The 18,184-nt window shown below is 61.5% G+C and carries 14 protein-coding genes; 4 read left to right on the top strand and 10 right to left on the bottom strand.

What is annotated here, in order from left to right; all coding sequences use genetic code 11:
- Positions 1–347 precede the first annotated feature (347 nt).
- The 5 genes from ACIPZ5_RS21610 to ACIPZ5_RS21630 all read right to left on the bottom strand — a co-directional run bounded on the left by ACIPZ5_RS21610 (position 348) and on the right by ACIPZ5_RS21630 (position 8,257).
- On the bottom strand, positions 348–1,394 hold the full coding sequence (locus ACIPZ5_RS21610) for a glycine betaine ABC transporter substrate-binding protein (RefSeq protein WP_261940072.1): 1,047 nt from the start codon (positions 1,392–1,394) through the stop codon (positions 348–350).
- A gap of 8 nt (positions 1,395–1,402) precedes the next feature.
- A complete protein-coding gene (locus ACIPZ5_RS21615) occupies positions 1,403–3,457 on the bottom strand; it encodes an ATP-binding cassette domain-containing protein (protein ID WP_400810695.1) in 2,055 nt (684 codons plus the stop codon).
- 1,030 nt (positions 3,458–4,487) lie between these two features.
- Positions 4,488–6,032 carry a GH25 family lysozyme gene (locus ACIPZ5_RS21620; protein WP_400810533.1) on the bottom strand — a complete coding sequence of 515 codons (1,545 nt, stop codon included), beginning with the start codon at positions 6,030–6,032 and terminating at the stop codon, positions 4,488–4,490.
- A gap of 132 nt (positions 6,033–6,164) precedes the next feature.
- Positions 6,165–7,682, bottom strand: a complete 1,518-nt coding sequence (locus ACIPZ5_RS21625) for a hypothetical protein (protein WP_343596391.1) — start codon at positions 7,680–7,682, stop codon at positions 6,165–6,167.
- Between the two features lie 50 nt (positions 7,683–7,732).
- Positions 7,733–8,257 carry a hypothetical protein gene (locus tag ACIPZ5_RS21630; protein WP_400810535.1) on the bottom strand — a complete coding sequence of 175 codons (525 nt, stop codon included), beginning with the start codon at positions 8,255–8,257 and terminating at the stop codon, positions 7,733–7,735.
- 276 nt (positions 8,258–8,533) lie between these two features.
- Here ACIPZ5_RS21630 and ACIPZ5_RS21635 point away from each other — a divergent pair, with 276 nt between their 5' ends.
- Positions 8,534–9,256, top strand: coding sequence for a hypothetical protein (locus tag ACIPZ5_RS21635; RefSeq protein ID WP_400810537.1), 723 nt, complete (start codon positions 8,534–8,536; stop codon positions 9,254–9,256).
- Positions 9,257–9,505: 249 nt separating this feature from the next.
- Here the strand turns inward: ACIPZ5_RS21635 and ACIPZ5_RS21640 are convergent, their stop codons facing one another.
- The gene (locus ACIPZ5_RS21640) at positions 9,506–10,681 is read right to left on the bottom strand and encodes a M20 aminoacylase family protein (RefSeq protein WP_400810539.1); all 1,176 of its coding nucleotides are present in this window, start codon (positions 10,679–10,681) and stop codon (positions 9,506–9,508) included.
- Between the two features lie 3 nt (positions 10,682–10,684).
- Positions 10,685–12,004 carry an MFS transporter gene (locus tag ACIPZ5_RS21645; protein WP_400810540.1) on the bottom strand — a complete coding sequence of 440 codons (1,320 nt, stop codon included), beginning with the start codon at positions 12,002–12,004 and terminating at the stop codon, positions 10,685–10,687.
- Between the two features lie 380 nt (positions 12,005–12,384).
- Here ACIPZ5_RS21645 and ACIPZ5_RS21650 point away from each other — a divergent pair, with 380 nt between their 5' ends.
- Positions 12,385–13,518 (top strand): porin, encoded by a 1,134-nt coding sequence (locus tag ACIPZ5_RS21650; RefSeq protein ID WP_400810542.1) that lies wholly within the window; start codon positions 12,385–12,387, stop codon positions 13,516–13,518.
- Here ACIPZ5_RS21650 and ACIPZ5_RS21655 read toward each other — a convergent pair.
- From ACIPZ5_RS21655 to ACIPZ5_RS21665, 3 genes are all read right to left on the bottom strand, one after another.
- Positions 13,515–14,414, bottom strand: coding sequence for a LysR family transcriptional regulator (locus ACIPZ5_RS21655; RefSeq protein ID WP_261943573.1), 900 nt, complete (start codon positions 14,412–14,414; stop codon positions 13,515–13,517). The two genes, ACIPZ5_RS21650 and ACIPZ5_RS21655, sit on opposite strands and share 4 nt — an antisense overlap.
- Before the next feature lie 238 nt (positions 14,415–14,652).
- On the bottom strand, positions 14,653–15,225 hold the full coding sequence (locus ACIPZ5_RS21660; protein ID WP_400810543.1) for an AAA family ATPase: 573 nt from the start codon (positions 15,223–15,225) through the stop codon (positions 14,653–14,655).
- 98 nt (positions 15,226–15,323) lie between these two features.
- The gene (locus ACIPZ5_RS21665) at positions 15,324–16,193 is read right to left on the bottom strand and encodes a DMT family transporter (protein ID WP_013971616.1); all 870 of its coding nucleotides are present in this window, start codon (positions 16,191–16,193) and stop codon (positions 15,324–15,326) included.
- Positions 16,194–16,314: 121 nt separating this feature from the next.
- Between ACIPZ5_RS21665 and ACIPZ5_RS21670 the strand changes: the two genes are divergently transcribed.
- A complete protein-coding gene (locus ACIPZ5_RS21670) occupies positions 16,315–17,727 on the top strand; it encodes a PLP-dependent aminotransferase family protein (RefSeq protein ID WP_400810544.1) in 1,413 nt (470 codons plus the stop codon).
- Between the two features lie 47 nt (positions 17,728–17,774).
- Entirely contained in the window at positions 17,775–18,152 is a 378-nt protein-coding gene (locus tag ACIPZ5_RS21675; RefSeq protein ID WP_400810546.1) for a DUF4440 domain-containing protein, read from the top strand.
- Positions 18,153–18,184 lie beyond the last annotated feature (32 nt).

Below are 18,184 nucleotides of genomic sequence, written 5' to 3' on the forward strand. Positions count from 1 at the left end.
AAGGCTGACAACCATGGCCTCACAGGCAAGGCCACGTTGCAACAAATGTAGGAGCGGATTTATCCGCGATGCGCCGCGCGGGCGGCGCTCGATCTGATAGGCGCTACATACCCCACGGCGAAAACATCCGAGTCCTCACCAGCCCCAAGGTAGGTCCATCCGCTTCGGGTCGAAAGCTGCCGTACGTGACAGGCCGCTATCGACCCAAAGCCGCCAGTGAAGTTGGCAGTGATTCTGTGGGAGCGGATTTATCCGCGATGCGCCGCGCGGGCGGCGCTCGATCTCACAGGCGCTACATACCCCAAGGCAAACACACCAGGCACCACACAAACCTTAGGCATGCTGTGTCATTGCGCGGCCACCTTGGTGCCGGCGGCACTCAACCAGCGGTCGACAGTCGTCTTGTTGGCTGCAACCCAGGCCTTAGCCGCGGCGTCCGCCGGCTGCTTTTCGCGCTCGATCTTGAGGATCAGGTCATTGAGGGATACCGGATCGATGCTCACGTTCTCCAGGAATGCGGCGATCCGGGGCGCACGCTGCTGCAGGGCCGAGGACGCGAGAATGTGCACCTTCGCATCGGGATAGGCACAGGTGACGCTGCTCTTGTTCAGCCAGTCGGCATCGACGGTCGGGCTGATGAACTTCCAGCAGCCATCTGCCTTGTAAAGCGGATCGCCCTTCTTGTTGTCCTGGGCATATCCGTCGAACGGCGGCTCATCGAGACGGCGCAGATCATAGGCAGAGAAGATCCAGTCCGGCGTGTAGGCATAGAAGATCACGCCGCGCTCGGCCTTGTAAGCCGCGTCGAGCTTCGCGTAAGTCACCGAGGCCTCGGTGGACACCGCCTCGAAATTGCCGTCGAAGCCAAAGTCCTTGGCCTTGATCTGACCGATATAGGTCGACTCCCAGCCCGCTGGGCCGACCAGCAGTTGGGACTTGCCCCCGCCCAGCGGAGCAAACAGCTTGGCCACCTCCGGTTTCTTCAGGTCGTACACTGACTTCACATCGTATTTGTCCTGGATGTAGCCCGGAATGTAGAAGCCCTGCACGCCGACATAGGGCTGTTTGTTAGGAATCAGCGAATGCGTGCCACCGCTGACGTACTTGGCCCAGGCTGCGGACTGGTTCGGCAGCCAGATGTCGGTGAGCACGTCCACCGAACCGTCGCCCTTGGCGGCCGCAGCGAACAGTACAGGCAGGTCACCGGCAAGATAGGAGACGTCCCCATCGAGACGACTGGAGATGATGTCGCCGAGGATGTACTGAATGGCGATGGCGCCGGTCCAGTTCTGCTCGCCGATGACGATCTTGTCCTTGGCGAAGCTTGCCGTGGCCGGCATGAGCGCACCCAGCAAGGCGGCACCAGCTAGTGCGCGAGAAAGGAATCTGGCCATGGAAGGTATTACTCCTGAGTGGAATGATGACGTTTGCGAAGGGATGCCTGGATAATCCGGTCGGGTACCAGGGCACAAAAAACAATGGCTATGCCGGCGAGGACACCCTCCCCACCCTTGATGTTGCGCAGGGCGGTCATGACGTCGTATCCCAGGCCTCCAGCGCCGATCAGCGCTGCCACGACGACCATCGACAGACTCATGACGATGGTCTGGTTGACACCCAGCAACAGGGAGCCGGAGGCCAGCGGCAACTCGACCCGGGTGAGCGTCTGCCAGGGCGTTGCACCATGGGCGACCGCGGCCTCGACGGCGGCCTTGGGAACCTCCCGGATGCCCAGGGCGGTGAGGCGGATCATCGGCGCCAGGGCAAAGATCACAGTAGCGATTACCGCCGGCGTCTTGCCGACGGAGAAGAAGGCCACCGCCGGGATCAGGTAAACGAAAGTCGGCAATGTCTGCATGACGTCCAGCAGCGGGGTGATCACACGCCGCGCCAGCGGCCGCTTGGCCAGCAGGATGCCCGTGGGAATACCGATCAGCAGCGACAGCAGAACCGATGAGCCGACCAGAGCGATGGTGGAAACCGTTCGTTCCCAGAAGCCGAACAGGCCGATGTAGCCTAGGGCCAACGCACTGGTCAGGGCCAGGGCGGCGCCGGCAGAGCGCCAAGCCAGGTAGACCAGGGCCAGCGCCGGTACGGGCCAGGGAATCCAGCCCAACACGCCTTCAACGCCCTCGATGACGGTGCGCACCGCAACTATCACCCCGACGAAGGCGCTCTCGAAGGTCAGCTGCGACCAGGCGATCAATCGGTCAATGGCACCGGCGACCGCCAGCATGCTGTCGCGGTCGGCGGGGAACTGCAGCAGTGCGCCGGTGGCATCAGGTATCAGGGCGCGCCAAAGCGTCAACATCTGACTCGCCAGCAGCAGCGCCAGGGGCAGCACCAGACCATGAGAGTCGCGGCCGTTGCCACGACGGCTCAGCCAGACGCTGGCGATGCGGTTGACCAATAGCGCTGCCACTGCCATGGCCAGCGTCCACCCAGCGCCCTCGCGCCAAGCGCCAGCGAACCCGGCCAGGGCCATCAACTCGACCAGCAGCGCCAGCCAGAACAGGCCGTTTCGTCCGGCGGCCGCCAAGGCCGCCGGCCCCAGGAGGCCCTGGCGAATCCAGTTGCTTGCCGCAATCTCTTCCACGGCCGCCGGAGATGAGGCGCCGACCGCCTGGTAGCCAGGCGACGACACGGCTGGACTGACATGGGGTCGCTCGTCGAAGAAATCCGCCACGCCCTCGTCCGCCGGGTGTTCAAGCAGTTCTTCGGGAGTTCCGACCTGAATCAGTCGACCGGCGCGCAGCACGGCAATGCGGTCGGCCAGACGCAGCGCCTCGCCCGGATCGTGAGTCACCAACAGGGTCGTGATTCCGCGTTCGCGCACCAGATGCAGGAAGCGCCCCTGCAGGTCGCGGCGGATGGTCGGGTCCAACGCGCTGAAGGGTTCGTCCATCAGCAGAATGTCAGGCTCGGTGACCAGGGCCCGGGCAAGCCCAACGCGTTGCTGCATGCCGCCAGACAACTCATGGGGGAAATGCTCGCCCCACTCATCGAGTCCCACTGCCTGCAACTGCCGTTGCGCCGCCGCGTGCCGCGCGCCTTCCGGCTCACCACGCAGCTCCAGGGGCAGGGCAACGTTGTCGCGCACGCTGCGATGAGGCAGCAGTCCGAAGTGCTGAAATACCATACCGATGCGCTGCGAACGCAGCTGGCGCAGCGCTGGAAGCGTCAAGTTGCCCAGCACTTCGCCATCGATCAGCACTTCGCCGCTGCTCGGTTCTATCAACCGGTTCACGTGACGCAGCAAGGTCGACTTGCCACTGCCGGAAGTGCCCATCAGGCAGAGCACCTCGCCGCGCCGCACCGCGAGGCTTACCTGCTCTACTGCGTTCTTCGGATCTGACCGGCCACCTTCGTAGCGCTTGGTCACCGCGCGGAACTCCAGCGCGATGTCGGCGGTTGCTGCAGAAGTACAGGCGAAACTTTGTCCATCCGCGCCTACCAGCGCAGTGGCGTCCACTCGGTTACTGGCAATCAGCGGGTATTCGTCAGCGCTCACATTGGCCCCTGGGATTCATGAGATTCCAGGGGACAGGGCAGACTTCATGCCAACCGGCTAGACCCTATGTATTTCTACGCCAGCCAGCGCTTTATCGTGGACGGCATGCTGCTACAGCAGCATCGCTGTACGGCTACTGTTGGGTGGACAACAGCGAGGAGGAGGCACGTCATCCAAGGAGATTGGGTAAGCCGCCACGTGGCCGGATACATCATTCAGAACGACAAATGGAGACACACAGCGTCCAGAACACCGAATCAAGCACGAACGTGATAACCGAGCGCTATTAACGCTTCTCGGACCGGCTCATCCTATTTTCCCTGACGTATGCATACGTCGGCACGAACCAAGCCTTCTGGCCAACAAATCTGGGACAGACGTCAAAGAGAACTTTGGGGAGCACTACGAGCGGCCGATCAATCCCGCGCGTGCGAGATACGGAAATGAAGGAGGCCTTGAAAAACACGATCTGTTCATCGCGGACTGGGTGACTGCAGGGCGCGAAGCCGGACATTCATCACTGGCACTCCAGCGTCTCTGGACAGCGATCCTTGAATTCGCAAGGGCAGCGTAAGAGACGGATAGCATCCGCAGCTCGTAGAGCCGCCGGTGAAGTTGCAGTGATTCTGTGGGAGCGGGCTTGTCCCGCGAAGAGGCCGGCCCATGAAAAGCAGATGCCTGGCACGGGCTGCGCCCGTGTTCGCGGGGCGAGCCCGCTCCCACAAAGATCGCCTCTGAACTTACGGGCAGTCATGGGTCGAAGGCAGTGATCCTCGACCGACAGCTTTCGACCCATTGCAGAAGCTTTCAACGACTGGTTCTGAGCACGGTCACCACAGTTGATTCTAACTATGATCTGAGCATCCAGCGGGCGCAGTAACAGGGCGATTTTCGCGACCGCGAAATGAGGTGACGCATGCCGGGCCAAGGTCTCTGTGTTGGCTCTTGTGCTGGCTAGGCTGATCCTGCCCGGTGCTCATTGCATGGTACCCCGCACAAAGCTATCGAGATCAGCGATGCTGCCATTGAACACATCGAAGTCCGCAGGTTTCGGGCTTCCATGAAACTCGCTGGCACGCTGCCAGAAGGCGAACCTTGTCCAGGCAGGAGGCAGCCGGGGCTCCTGCGCGCCGGTCCAGTCGGCGATCCACAGTGGGTAGGTGGCGAATTGCGGGTGGTCCAGGTAGCGGCTGCCCATGTCCCAGTTGGTGTACAGCAACGGTGTGCACTGCATGCGCTCTTGCACCCTGGCCAGAGCGCGGATCAGTACCTGACGGACTTGGGCGACATCAGGCGCTGGCGCGCGCGAGGGCAGACTCTGTTCTTCGAAGTCCAGTGCCAGGCAAAGATCACGGGGCCGAGCCTCACCGATTGCTCGTACCGCGATGTCGACCTGGGTGATAGGGTCCTGGTCGATACGCAGGAACAGGTAGGCACCGCGGTACAGGCCCTGACGGCGCATGAGCCGCCAGTTGATGGTGAATTCCGGGTCCAGGCGTGTGCCGAAGGCCACGCGGGTGAATGCGAAGTCGATATCCGCAGCGACCTCCAGCACCGCCTCGGCACCAGACGTGCCTGAGCCCGACCACTGCGAGACGTCCAGTCCCCGAGGTAAGCTCCCCGGGACCGGGGCGAGTGCGGTTCTGCCGGCTGCTGGCGCGGGACTTGTAGCAGGGGGGGCGACTTGAGGCGTGCCAGTCACCCGTGCCGGTTGGGCCTTGCGCAGGTGGTCGTTGGCATAGATGCCCAGGGCCGCAGCGAGGCAGGTGATCAGCAGACCACTGATCGCCAGTAACAAGCCGTGACTGTGTACCCAATGCCGCTGGAGTATTTCACCGGCCTGCGCATCGTTAGGCCGGTCGACGTTCACCGAGTGCTGAGTGGTGGCTGTCGAGTCGCTGGGAGGAGGGCGTAGCCTGAGCCTTTCGAGGCGAGCCTGTTGTTGAGGGCGCGCCAGTCTGGCCAGCAGTTGCACGCGCGCGCAGGGACGAATCTGTAACAGGCCATGCGTGGCTGCTTGCATGAGCTCATAGGCATCCGAAGGCAGGGCAATGCTGCGGTACAGCACCTGGCCTTGTCGATTATTGATGGTGGAAGGATCGTCAGTGTAATCGCCGTTGTCGTTAATGATGATTCTGGGTTTGTTGTCCACCATCTCGACTCGGGGTGTACCGAAGGTCGCACCGATGCAACACAGCTCGTCGTTGGCTGGCACGGGTGGGCGGTGGACCAGCGCCAGGCCCGACGCGATGAGGCGTTCCAGGAGCATGGCAATTTCCAGGGTATGCGCCAAGGCATTTTCCGCTTCGCAGAAAATGGCCTGCGGTACGTAAAGGAATGCGCTGCGATGGGACGGTTGAAGGATCAGCGCGCGCTGGGATGCATCGTCAAACCAGCTGTCACGCCAAAGATCCCGTAACGGTGTTGGACCGCCGCAGGTCAGGTCAAGAAGGGTGCCGAGCCAGGCACGCTCCTGATGGTTCAGGAAAGTGGGGAGGTCATCGTTACGCGCTGCTTTCATGGGGCCTATCTCCGAAGGACGGCGAGCCAGCGTGATGGTGGGGGAGCCACCCATCACGCTGGAGGGTTATAGCGCGGGGCCCCGGGCGAGGATGTGCTGAACGGCGCCGGGGTAGTGTTGGCGCTGCGGACGTCAGTTTCCGCTGCCGTCCCCGCTGCTATCGCCGCTGCTGCCGGTTGTCGTGCTGGAGCTGCTGGAAGTACCGGCGGGGCCGGCGTCATCGGCGGAAATGCTGATGTACTTGTTCGGGTAGTACTTGGCCATCCACGCCTGAGCCAGTTGCGAGGCGGTAATGCGCTTGAGGTAGTAGGTGATGGGGGCGCCGAGATTGCCAGCCAGGCATTTCTGTATGTAGTCGTCCAGTGCGTCCATCATCGAATTGGTGTCGATGACCTTGTTCGCCCCATCGTCGATTTCTGAAAGCGCCGACAGGGCACTCTCCATCTGGTTCGACTTCATGGCCATGAACTCCTGGCCGGTGCGCGCCCGGTCGGCGGCCGACGACACCGACTCCTGGTCGGTCTGGGTCACGCCTTGGAGTTTGAGCAGCGCAGTCATCGACGAGGCGCCGTCGAAGTCGGTGAACTGCTTGACGCCCATCTTCACCTGGTTGGACTTGATCGACGGGATCGAGCCCACCGTGGTCAACGTGCAATGGGAGGTTACATTCTGCGAGGACAGCAGCGCCTTGGCGTCATTGCTGAAAGAGCTGTTGACGCCAAAGCCACCGGAAACGCTTTCGAACCAGCCAGCAACCTTGAATTGGGTCTGCAGCGACGAGGCGACACTTTCCATTGTTTCGCTGCTGCGGGTGTCGGTGGTGTTGAGGATGTGCACCATGCCAATGAAGCAGGAACCCATGGTCGCCCCAGATAACAAGGTAAGGGCTTTCTCTTCCTTGGTGTTGGCCTGTAGCGCGACCTTTTGCATCGATGCGATGGAGTCGGTCTTGATCATGTTGTCGGGGAAATAGGCATTGAATGCGCGGATGCCCTTGTCGACGTCGAGGATGAAGGGGGCCAGCAGCACGGCGTCCTTGTGCGTACAGGTAACGCTGATCACCAAGGTGCCGGAGATACTGTGGTTTTCCACCTGGCTATTGACCTGACTGGCTGCCGACCCCGAGGCCTGGGAGGCGAATTCGTCACCGAAGATGCCGACCTGGCCGCTGATGAACGAGGCGATCTTCGAAGCGTGGGTACCGGACTGCTGGCTGTTCTGATCGAGGCTGAAGTACTGGACGTTCATCCGCAGGCCGTCTGCCGACAACGGCATTTGTTTGATCTGGGTGCGGTTGTAGTCGACTGGGCTTTCCACCGAATCGCTGATGCCGGACATCTTCGCCTTAAGCGGTTGAATGGCCTTGATGGCATCGACCTTGGCCTTGGCGAACGCCTGAGCGGCCGCGGACACGTCTTTGCCGACAGCCGCCGACTCGGTGTCGACGTCGCTTGTGTCGATGCCCATCCCGGCCAGTTCCTGGGACGTCATGTCCAGTGAACGCTTGGCGGCGATCAGTGAATTGAGGGTGTCTTCGGCTGCGTCGGCTGGGGCCTGTGCGGCGGCGATCTGTTCCAGCACATCGAGCCGTTCGAGGCTGACCAGATTGCCCAGTGCCAGGGCCGGGTCGTAGGGAATTGTGGAAGGCATGGTGGGTGCTCCTGCGTGGTAGGTTGAGTTGCGTTCTGCAGTGGGTACGACTACAAGCGGCTGGCCAATGAGCCAGCTGGGGCCGCCAGGGGGCGGTAAGCCTTGAGTTGCCGGCGCGAGACGCCGAACGTCGCGTGCAGCGCCTCCGGTGTCCAGTCCTGGTTCAGGGCCAGGCGAATCGCGGCACGACGAAGGGCGAGGAACAGCCCCCAGACGCTGGGGATGTCAATCTGGCCGTTGACATCGGCCAAGTCGCGCCACTGGGCGTAGGTGGTTTCGGGGACGTACAGGCCGGTCTGTTGGAGGAAACGTTGTGGTCGGGTCGGCAGGTAGAGGCGCCTGCCGCCGTGGGCGTTGACCAGATCGAGGATCAGGGCGAAGTCGGTGTCTTCGGCGATCTGCGCCAAAGACCCGGGCAGGCAACCGATCACCAGTTCACGGTTGCGCTCGCAGAACTCCAGGCACATCTGCCGTGAGTCGCCGGTCATCAGTGCTGCGCCACCCAGCAGATAGAGGAAACACTCACCTTTGTATGGGGCACCTTCCAGCCATTGTTCGCTTGCGTTGTTTTCCATTTCGCTTTCCCCTCGGATTTTCCTTGTGATCCGATGAGTTCACGCTAGCGATCTGCCACTGTGCAAAGTAGGGGAACAAAAATCCCTGTTTGCGATGAGCCTGGTGGGGCGACGTTGGCCGGCAAAAAGCAGGATTCGGGGAGCATCGATCCCCTACCGGCCAACCTGGATGGGCGCCACGCTCACTGGACCTTCTCACGGATTGATCAACAGCCGGGGAGAGGTGGCAGATGGCCGATGATCGGCCATTCAGGTAACCACGAAAAGGACCACACCATGCTTCGTATCCTGGAAAAAGACTATGCCAATGCCCTGTTCGAGGCCTACAAGGGCTACAAGCCGGGGACACAAGGCGACGGCAACTTCGACTCGGTCGTGCTGCGCGCGGTGAGTGACATTCTCCACACGCATCCAGCGACCGGGATTCCCCAGCTGGGCAGCGACCAGAAGTCCAATAGTGTGTCGAAACCGGCGACGGCCACCGCGGCCAACCTGCAGAGCTTGTTCACCGGTGCGGCCACGCCCTCTTACAACGTGATCCTGCTAGGTGAGGCGCACAACAGCCAGGCCGACATTGCCCGTGCCAATGGTCTGCTGGCGGCACTCGCCACCCACCCTGCGACCCTGACGGCCAGCATGGCGGTGTTCGAGCGGGGGATGTCATACAAGACACCTTCGTCGGATGTCATCGCCAGTGTCTTCGAGGAGGTCGTTGTCAAACCCGACAACGTTCCGGTGTCGACGCCGGCCACTTGTCCGCGAGGGCTTTCCGCCTTCTGTGCCGGGTTGACCGCCAGCCAGCGCTCCATGGCGGTGGCCGGGTACATGGCGGCCTGCGCGGGTGCGGGGCCGCAAGGTGGCAAGGCGAATTTCCTGGTGTTCTTCGGCGCCAACCACCAGGACATCCTCACGTACTTCGAGAAATTCGTCACCCAGTGCGGTGTGCCGCATATGCGCAAGCTCCAGCGCAACTACACGTTCGTTAACTCTAACGTATGACCTGAGGTTGCTGGCAGCGCGGCATGCGCTGCCAGCCCTGCACTGCCGCTCTGTCGGCAGATCCGCGGTCACCTGGGGCTGGGCATTGAGGTCGCAGAAGGATACTTTGCGCAAGAATCGGCCGATTGCTGTGCTTCGCGAATGGCTGCCAAAGACACATAGCCGCCTCCGCCGTGCGACGGCCACGGGGCAAAAGCCACCCTTGCCAACGAGCGGGCGATCGCTGATCGCCACGCACGCGACACCCACCTAAACCAGGAAATCACTGACCAGCTTGTACCAGCAATCCGCGCCCAGGCGGATGAGCTCGTCATTGAAGTCGTAGTGCGGGTTGTGCACCGAGCAGCCGTGAAACTCACCTTCGCCGTTGCCCAGCATGAAGTAACAGCCCGGAACCTGCGTCAGCATCCAGGCAAAATCCTCCGTGCCCATGACCTTTGGCCCTTTGCTGTGCAGCTGCCCTGGTGCGAACAGCGGTGTCAGGCTTTGACGAACCCGCTCTGTCTCGGCCGTGTGGTTGATCAGGGCAGGGGCCAGTTGAGTGAAGGTCAATGCGATGCCGACACCGAACGCCTGCTCATGGCCACGAACGATCTGTTCCAGGCGCTGGTTGATCTTCTGCTGGGTCTGCGCAGTGTCGGTGCGCACGCTGATCAGCATGCTGGCCTCGTCCGGGATGATGTTGTACACGCTACCGGCCTGCAGCATGCCGATACTGACCACGGCGTACTCCTCCGGGGCAAGGTTGCGCGACTTGATGGTCTGAATGGCGTTGATCAGGCTTGCCACCACGGGCAAAGGGTCCACGGCCAGTTCCGGCATGGCACCGTGGCCACCTTTGCCAGTGATGTGCACCTGTACCCGTTCCGAGGAGGCCATGGTGGGCCCTGCCTGCACTACCGCACTGCCCACGGGGGCGCCAGGCATGTTGTGCAAGGCAAAAATGGCGTCGCAGGGGAAACGCTCGAACAGGCCGTCGTCGATCATCGCCTTGGCGCCGCACAGGCCTTCTTCGTCAGGTTGGAAGATCAGGTTCAGCGTGCCGTTGAAGGGGCAATTCGCCAGGCGATAGGCTGCCGCCAGCAAGATTGCCGTGTGGCCGTCGTGGCCGCAGGCGTGCATGCGCCCGGGAATCTGGCTGGCGTGGGCAAAGGTGTTTTTCTCTTGCATGGGCAGTGCGTCCATGTCGGCACGCAGGCCGATACGGCGCGTGCCCTGGCCCTTGCGCAGCACACCGACCAGCCCATGCCCACCGATCCCTCGATGCACCTGATAGCCCCATTGCTGCAATTTGGCAGCAACCAGCTCAGCAGTGTGCGGGGTATCGCCGCCCAGTTCCGGCGCCGCATGAATCTGGCGGCGCAGGGCCGCGAAGGCGTGTAATTCGGTTTCGCTCAAGGCAGTGCAGGTTTGTAGCGCATCCATGGTTCAGGCCCTTCCGATGTTTTCGGGGAACAGTTTCAGGCAGGCGAGGCTGATTGCCCCACCGGCCAGCAGATAGAAGGCGGGTGCCAACGGGTCGTTCAAGGTCGACGTCAGCCAAGTGGCGATCAGCGGTGAGAATCCACCAAACAAGGTGACACCGAAGCTGTAGCTGACGGAGGTCCCCAAGGCGCGCTGCGGCTTGGCGAAGCCCTCCATGATCAAGGCGAAGAACGCCCCCGTGCCGGCGCACCCAGGCAATACCAGCAGCGCCACGATCAGCATCGCGGCATACAGGTCGGTGGTGTGCGACAACAGCCAGAAGGCCGGCCATGCGCTGATGACCGGAAGGGCAACGGTCCACGCCAGCAGTTTCTTGCGCAGGCGATGGCGGTCGGCGTAGCGCCCGGCAATCGGGCTGATGATCGCCAGGCATGCGGCAGCGACACAGGCAATCGCCATGGCGCTGCGCTGCGGGTAGTGCAGCGTGGTGATGAGGTACGAGGGCATGTAGAAGATGAACAGGTACATGCCGATGGTCGCGCTGGCCATCAACCCGGTTGCCAGCACGGTGTGGCGCAGGTCGATCACGCTGCGCCAATCGGGTTTGGCGGGTACTGGGCCAGGCATGCAGGGCGCCTGCTGCTCGAGGGTTTCGGGCATGCAGCGACGAATGTACCAGCCGACCGGGCCGATCAGCAGGCCGACCAGGAAGGGAATGCGCCAGCCCCAGCTTTCGAGGTCCGGCGTGCTCATGACGCTGCTCAGCAGCAGGCCGATGCCGGCCCCTACCAGGGCTGCATAACCTTGGCTGGCGGCTTGCCAGCTGACGCTCGCGCAACGGTTGCGGGTGGTGGTGGACTCCATCAGCAGTACCGATGCCGTGCCCACTTCACCCCCTGCGGAAAACCCCTGGGTCAGGCGCCCGATCACAAGCATCACCGTGCCGAATACGCCCGCTTGCTGGTAGGTGGGGGCGAAGGCGATCAACGCGGTGCCCAGGCACATCAACCCGATGGTCAGGGTCAGGGCGGTCTTGCGGCCCTTTCGGTCGGCCAGCCGGCCGATGACCAAGGCCCCCACGGGGCGCATCAGGAAGCCCACACCGAATGCGGTCAGCGACATCAGCAACGATGCCACCGGTGACTGTGCCGGGAAGAAGTTCTTCGCAATGATCACGGCGAAAAAACTGTAGATGGTGAAATCGTACATCTCGAGGGCGTTGCCTAGTGCACACGCCACGGTGGTGCGTCTGGAGCCGACGCCAGGTTTTTCGACAGGTCGTGTGTCGGTCGCCAGGCGGGTATCCGGGTGCAGAGTAGTCATGGGCTCTCTCCGAGTCATTCGTGTTGTGGACGAACTATCGAGTAACCCGGGCGCTGAATCACTTGCGCTTTTTACAAGCACATTACCAACGGTTAATAAGGTCGCCGTTTGCAGGTCAAAAGCGCACCAATCGGATGCGCAGGCGGGATTTTCAGCCTGGCCTTGCACACATTGTTTGCCCGGCTGGTGAGTGGTAGTGGCCTGAAAACCTTCATTTGCCGTTTTCTGCCACCTCAATCGGGGCGAAACGCGACGGTGTTATCCCGCGTTGAACACAGCCAATTAACAACAAGGCATAGCCTTACCAAATTGGCGATTTCCGAGCATTTTTATTTTCGTGGAGGCTGCGAACCCGTACACACTTGCACGGAGAGTCTGCAATGGGGGCGTTCGCTACACGTACTCGGTCGCTGGCCATCATGTTCGTCGGGCTCGGCTTGCCACTGGCAAGCGAGGCGGAGGGTTTTCCCTCATTGGCGCGGGTGGCACCAGGCTTCGGTTATTACAACGTGGACAAGGGTTATGACGACAAGCTCAAGGTGTATGGCACGGTCGATGCGTTCGTGAACTACCAGGACTCCGGCCATTACTCAGGCTACAAAATCGCTGGCGGCGGTGCCTGGACCAACAAGCTGGGGCTGTACATGCGCAAGGCATTCGGGCCGGACACGGTGCTCGAACTGGACGTGGAGGAGGGCTTCAACGTCAACGGTCAGGCATTGTCACAGCACTGGAAGCAGATTGGCGGTTTGCGCCTGGCACTGGTCGCACTGCGTTCGCGCGATTATGGCAAGCTGGAATTCGGCAAGACCTACGGCATGGGAACACCCACCTACACCGACCCGTTCCTGGCCACCTACGGGTCACCCTACACCTACCTGACCAGCCCGCCGGCGGGCAACGGGGCCTTCTACCTCGACATGCGGCCCAAGCATACCCTGGCCTACACCACCCCAAAATTCGCGGGCATCAGCGTGGGCAGCGCGGTGACCTTCGGCTGGAACGACACCGCCAGTTCAGGCAAGACCCTGCGGGGCAAGGGCGTGAGCGTGCAGTACAGCGACGCGCAGTGGATTGTGCTGGGGTCTTACAACGATTACCTGAGCGACCCCTGGGGTGATGACAATCGGCAAACCCACAACTACTTCAAGAGTGCTTCGGTCTTTCGCGATTTCGGGCCGGTGGCTGGCAGCCTGACCTGGCAGCGCCAGGACGTGGACTATCACGGCACGCCCAGCATGCAGGCGTGGACCCTGGGCCTCAGTGCACCGGTAGGCAAAGCCGATGTCGCACGCCTGGCGCTGGTCAAGCGCGACATCGAATTTGGCGACAAGGACGCCTACGGGATGATGCTCGGCTATGACCACTTCCTGCGGCCCACGTGGGCAATCTACGGGCGTTTGGCAATGATCGCCAACCACCGCAACTCAGCTGTCAGCTATGCGGGCATACCGCTAGAGCAAAGCGGCGATGACCCGCAGAATGTGGCCATCGGCATGTATTACCACTTCTAGCGCTGCAGCCTGGCGCGCAGGCTATGGAACAGCTCCCGGGCCGGTGACGTCAGCGCGTGCCGATCGACGCTGACCAGGTAGATAGGGTATTCGGGGATGATTTCCTCCACGTCGACCCTGGTCAGTTTTGCGGTCGGCACCGGTGTCAGGGTACTGGCTGCGGCAAAATCACTGAGCGTCATGAACGCGTTTGCGTTCTCCACCAAGCCCAATGCCAGCAGCATGGAAGAGCACTCGATGACATTCTGCGGCGGGTTGACGTCGTTCACCTCGAACATCTGGTAAAACTGCGAGGAACGATCGTCAACCGCATCCAGGCTGATCCAGTTGGCGTACTGCAATTGACGCAGTGAGCGCGCATGGCGCAGCGGGTTGCTGGGGTGGCAGAACACATTGCCCTTGATGCGTTGCACGGCTTCCCAGTCCAGGTTAAGCCGTTGCGTGTTCTGTTGTGAGGTGAGGGCGAAGTCCAGTGAGCCGTCGCGCAGGCGCTGGACGATGTGGCTTGGGCGCTGCTCGGTGAGCTTGAGCCGCACACGCGGGTTTTTCGCCTGAAAATCACTGATGCATGGCCCAAATTCCGGCAACACCGCTGTCAGGGACGTTACCCCGACGGCCACTTCACCGACGGCGGCGTCATGAATGTTGTCAGCCTCGATCTGTAGCCGGCGCATGCTCTCCACCGCCATCTGCGCGTGGCGAAGGACGCGCCGGCCTTCTTCGGTCAGCGACATGCCCTTGTAGGTGCGCTGCATCAATGTCAGCCCCAGTTCGCGCTCAAGTTCCTTGATGGAGCGGCTCAATGCCGGTTGTGTCACATGCAGCCGTTGGGAGGCTTCATTGATGCTGCCACATTGGTCGACCGCGACCAGTGCTTTGATTTGGTGGAGTTTCACGCTACCCGACTCTTGTTGTTGATTGACGAGGGACTGCAAGACTTCAGCCAACATCCTGCAATTGCCACAACGCCAGGGTGAGTGATGTAGATCCGCATCGATTCTTCCATGAATACCAGTCGGTATCGGGGCAGGAACATACCTGAACAAGGCGATAGAAGGCTATGAGGCGTTGCACCCTGGACCACTTGGTGGATGTTTCACCGACCCTGCCGCTGGGGGCTCGGTACGTCGAGCGTCAATTCGGCGTACATTTTCCCCGAGCAGATCTCTGAGGTTGCCCGGCCTGGGAAGGCTGCACTCCAATACCCGCTAGAAATGCCTCGGCGTCCCGGTCGGATCGCAGGCAGACCACGCGGCAATCCGACGGGGCCGTCGCCACCACTTGCTTCATCTTCTTGCGTGCCGAGGTTTTCGTCCGCCACATGAACCTGAAAAATGCTGGCAGGTTGCTCAGCCGTTCGGGGCAGTCATGCGGTAAGTCAGGCCGAGAACGACCGTGGTTCATTAGCGTTCTGAGGAGTACGCGCCAGAATCGAAGCGGCACCGACCGGTCGATCCAGATCAACATATCCGCGCGGGCCAACCGGTTGTTCCATGTGGCTGAGTGCCCACCTTCGAAGATCCAGCGCTCACCGGCCTCGACCTCGTGGCAAAGCTGCGTCTTCTCGTCGTGGCTACGTTCGACCCAACCTGGCTGCCAATGAATGGTGTCGATGTGAACCACCGGCAAACCCGTGCGCTCGCCAAGAGCGCGGGCAAGGGTGCTCTTCCCGGAACCTGGCTGGCCAATAATCATCACCCGCTGCATCGTTGAAGCTCCTTCTCGCCGTGCCTGCAAACTTCGGGAGCGCCATTCTACGGCACAGGCTGGGTGGCCACGACCCAATCCTTTTTCTGGGGCGTTATCTAAAGCGCGTACTTCTTGGCCCCGGCAACACAGATGACAGCCCCGAGCGTCACCACCAGCATCATCCAGCTGACCTGTTCGTGCAGCAGCAACGCTGCCAGCCCAAGCCCCATGAACGGCTGAAAGAGTTGCAGCTGGCCCACTGCCGCAATGCCACCCTGGACCAGCCCTCGGTACCAGAACACAAAACCGATCAGCATGCTGAACAGTGAAACGTAGCCGAGGCTGAACCACGCAGGGGCGCTTACCTTGGCGAAGGCATCGGGCGTCGGAAGATTAGTGATGGTCAGCAGCAGCATCAGCGGCAATGCCACCAGCAATGCCCAACTGATCACCTGCCAACCCCCCAACGTCCGCGAAAGGCGCGCCCCTTCGGCATAACCCAACCCACAGACAATGACCGCGGCCATCATCAGCAGATCGCCTAGCGCCGATGCCTCCCCGCCATTCATCAGCGCATAACCAACGACGATTCCGGCACCCGTCAACGAGAACAGCCAGAACAGTGGCCGAGGTCGCTCACCGCCCCGCAGCACGGCAAACCCGGCAGTACACAGCGGCAGCAGCCCGACAAAGACAATGGAGTGCGCAGAGGTGACGTGCTGCAGGGCCAGTGCCGTCAACAGCGGAAAACCGATGACCACGCCCAATGCTGTTACCGCCAATGACCACAAGTCACCGCGTTCTGGCCGAGGCTGGCGCAGCACAAGCAAGAAAAGCGCACCCAGCAGGGCGGCAATCGTTGCCCTGGCACAGGTCAGGAAGGTCGGTTCGAAGGCCGTCACTGCCACACGGGTGGCCGGCAGCGAGCCGGCGAAGATGGCGACGCCGATGAAGCCATTGATCCACCCGCTTGTTGATTTTTCCATCACCCAGTCCTCGATAAGTCCGGGTTCAGTACATCACTGACGGGCTCATCAAGGCCATGTACAATCCAATACAGTTTGACCGAACTGTTATGCACATTAATCCAGCACAGTTGAGGGTGCGATGAAACGCAGTGGAACGCTGATTCGGACCGTCATGGGTGAGGTGCAGTCGAGGATAGCCTCCCGGACCTACACCCCAGGTGCGCGAATCCCTTCGGTCCGGGCAATGGCGCAGGCCATGCAGGTATCGGTTTCTACCGTCCTTGAGGCCTATGAACGGTTGATGGCAGAGGGTGTACTCAGCGCTCGCCCTGGCTCTGGCTACTACGTGGCAGGGCCCGTGGCGCCCTTGGCGCTGACCGAACTCGGCCCCAGGCTCGATCGTGAGGTCGACCCGCTGTGGATCTCGCGCCAGTCTCTTGAAACCTCCAGCGATGCGCTGAAACCAGGGTGCGGGTGGCTGCCTGCCGCCTGGATGTACGAAGCCGGCATGCGTAAAGCGCTGCGAGTCGCAGCCCGTTCCGACACGGTGAAACTGGCCGAGTACGCGTCGCCGCTTGGGCATCCGCCGCTCAGGCAGTTCCTGTCGCGACGGCTGGCTGGCATCGGCATCGAAGCCCCGCTGGAACAGATCATGCTCACCGAGTCGGGCACCCACGCCATCGACCTGATTTGTCGATTTCTGCTGGAGCCGGGGGACACTGTGCTGGTCGACGACCCCTGCTATTTCAATTTTCACGCACTGCTCAAAGCCCACAGGGTGAACATTGTCGGGGTACCCTACACGCAGACGGGCCCGGACATCGATGCGTTTGGCGCAGCCCTGCTCAGGCACGCTCCCAGGTTGTACATCACCAATTCCGGCATCCACAACCCAACTGGGGCCAGCCTGTCGCCAGTCACCGCGCACAGGCTGCTGAAGCTGGCCGACACCTCCAGCCTGGTGATCGTGGAGGACGACATCTTCGCGGATTTCGAGAATGCCCCCGCGCCTCGGCTGTCTGCCTTCGACGGCCTCTCGCGGGTGATCCAGATAGGCAGCTTTTCCAAGACCATCTCCGCTTCAGTCCGATGCGGCTACATCGCCGCCCGTGGTGAATGGATCGAGAGCCTGGTCGACCTGAAGATCGCGACCACCTTCGGAGGGGGACGCTTGGCCGCGGACCTCATCTATCAAGCGATTACGGATAGCGGGTACCGAAAACACATGGAAGGTGTGCGCCATCGGTTAGGCGAGGCAATGGACAGAACGGTGCCGAGGCTTCAGGCCATTGGTATCAAGCCGTGGATGATTCCCCAGGCAGGCATGTACCTCTGGTGCCAGCTCCCTGAAGGCAAGGATGCAGCAACGCTGGCCAGGGCCTGCCTGAATGAAGGTGTAGTGCTGGCGCCTGGTAATGCGTTCAGCCAGTCGATGACGGCGGGGGATTTCCTGCGCTTCAACGTTGCTCAGTCGGGTGACGGCAGACTCTACGAAGTGTTGAAACGGGCGCTGGGTGCGCAGTCGCCAGAGCACTCCACATTGCCGGTGTGATGACACCTGCGGCATCAATCAGCTTATCAATCCAGAACTGGAACGCCATGAATCCTTACCTACAAGAAGTCATCGACCTGCACGTACTGATCGAGGCGCTCTTCGCCAGAGGGGAGGGCCAGGTTGAGGCGATGATCGCGCGTTTCACCCAGGACTTCTCCATGATCACGCCTACCGGACTTCAGGTAAGCCTGCAGGAGGTAGCCAGCCTGTTCGCAAAGCGTGCAGGCGGCCAGCCAGGTTTGGTCATCGAGCTGACCGCGCTGGAAACCTTGGCGCAGTGGCCGCAGGGGGCAGTGATCCGCTATCAGGAGACACACCGGCTGCCCGGCCAGGACACGAAGACACGGATCTCCACCGCACTGTTCAGCCTTCAGGGCGAGCGCGTGCTATGGCGTCATCTTCACGAAACCTGGGCTGCATGATTTTCCGGGAGGGGGGCGACGGCAATCGGCCG

Source organism: Pseudomonas sp. NPDC089428 (assembly GCF_044749325.1).
Classification (GTDB): Bacteria; Pseudomonadota; Gammaproteobacteria; order Pseudomonadales; family Pseudomonadaceae; genus Aquipseudomonas.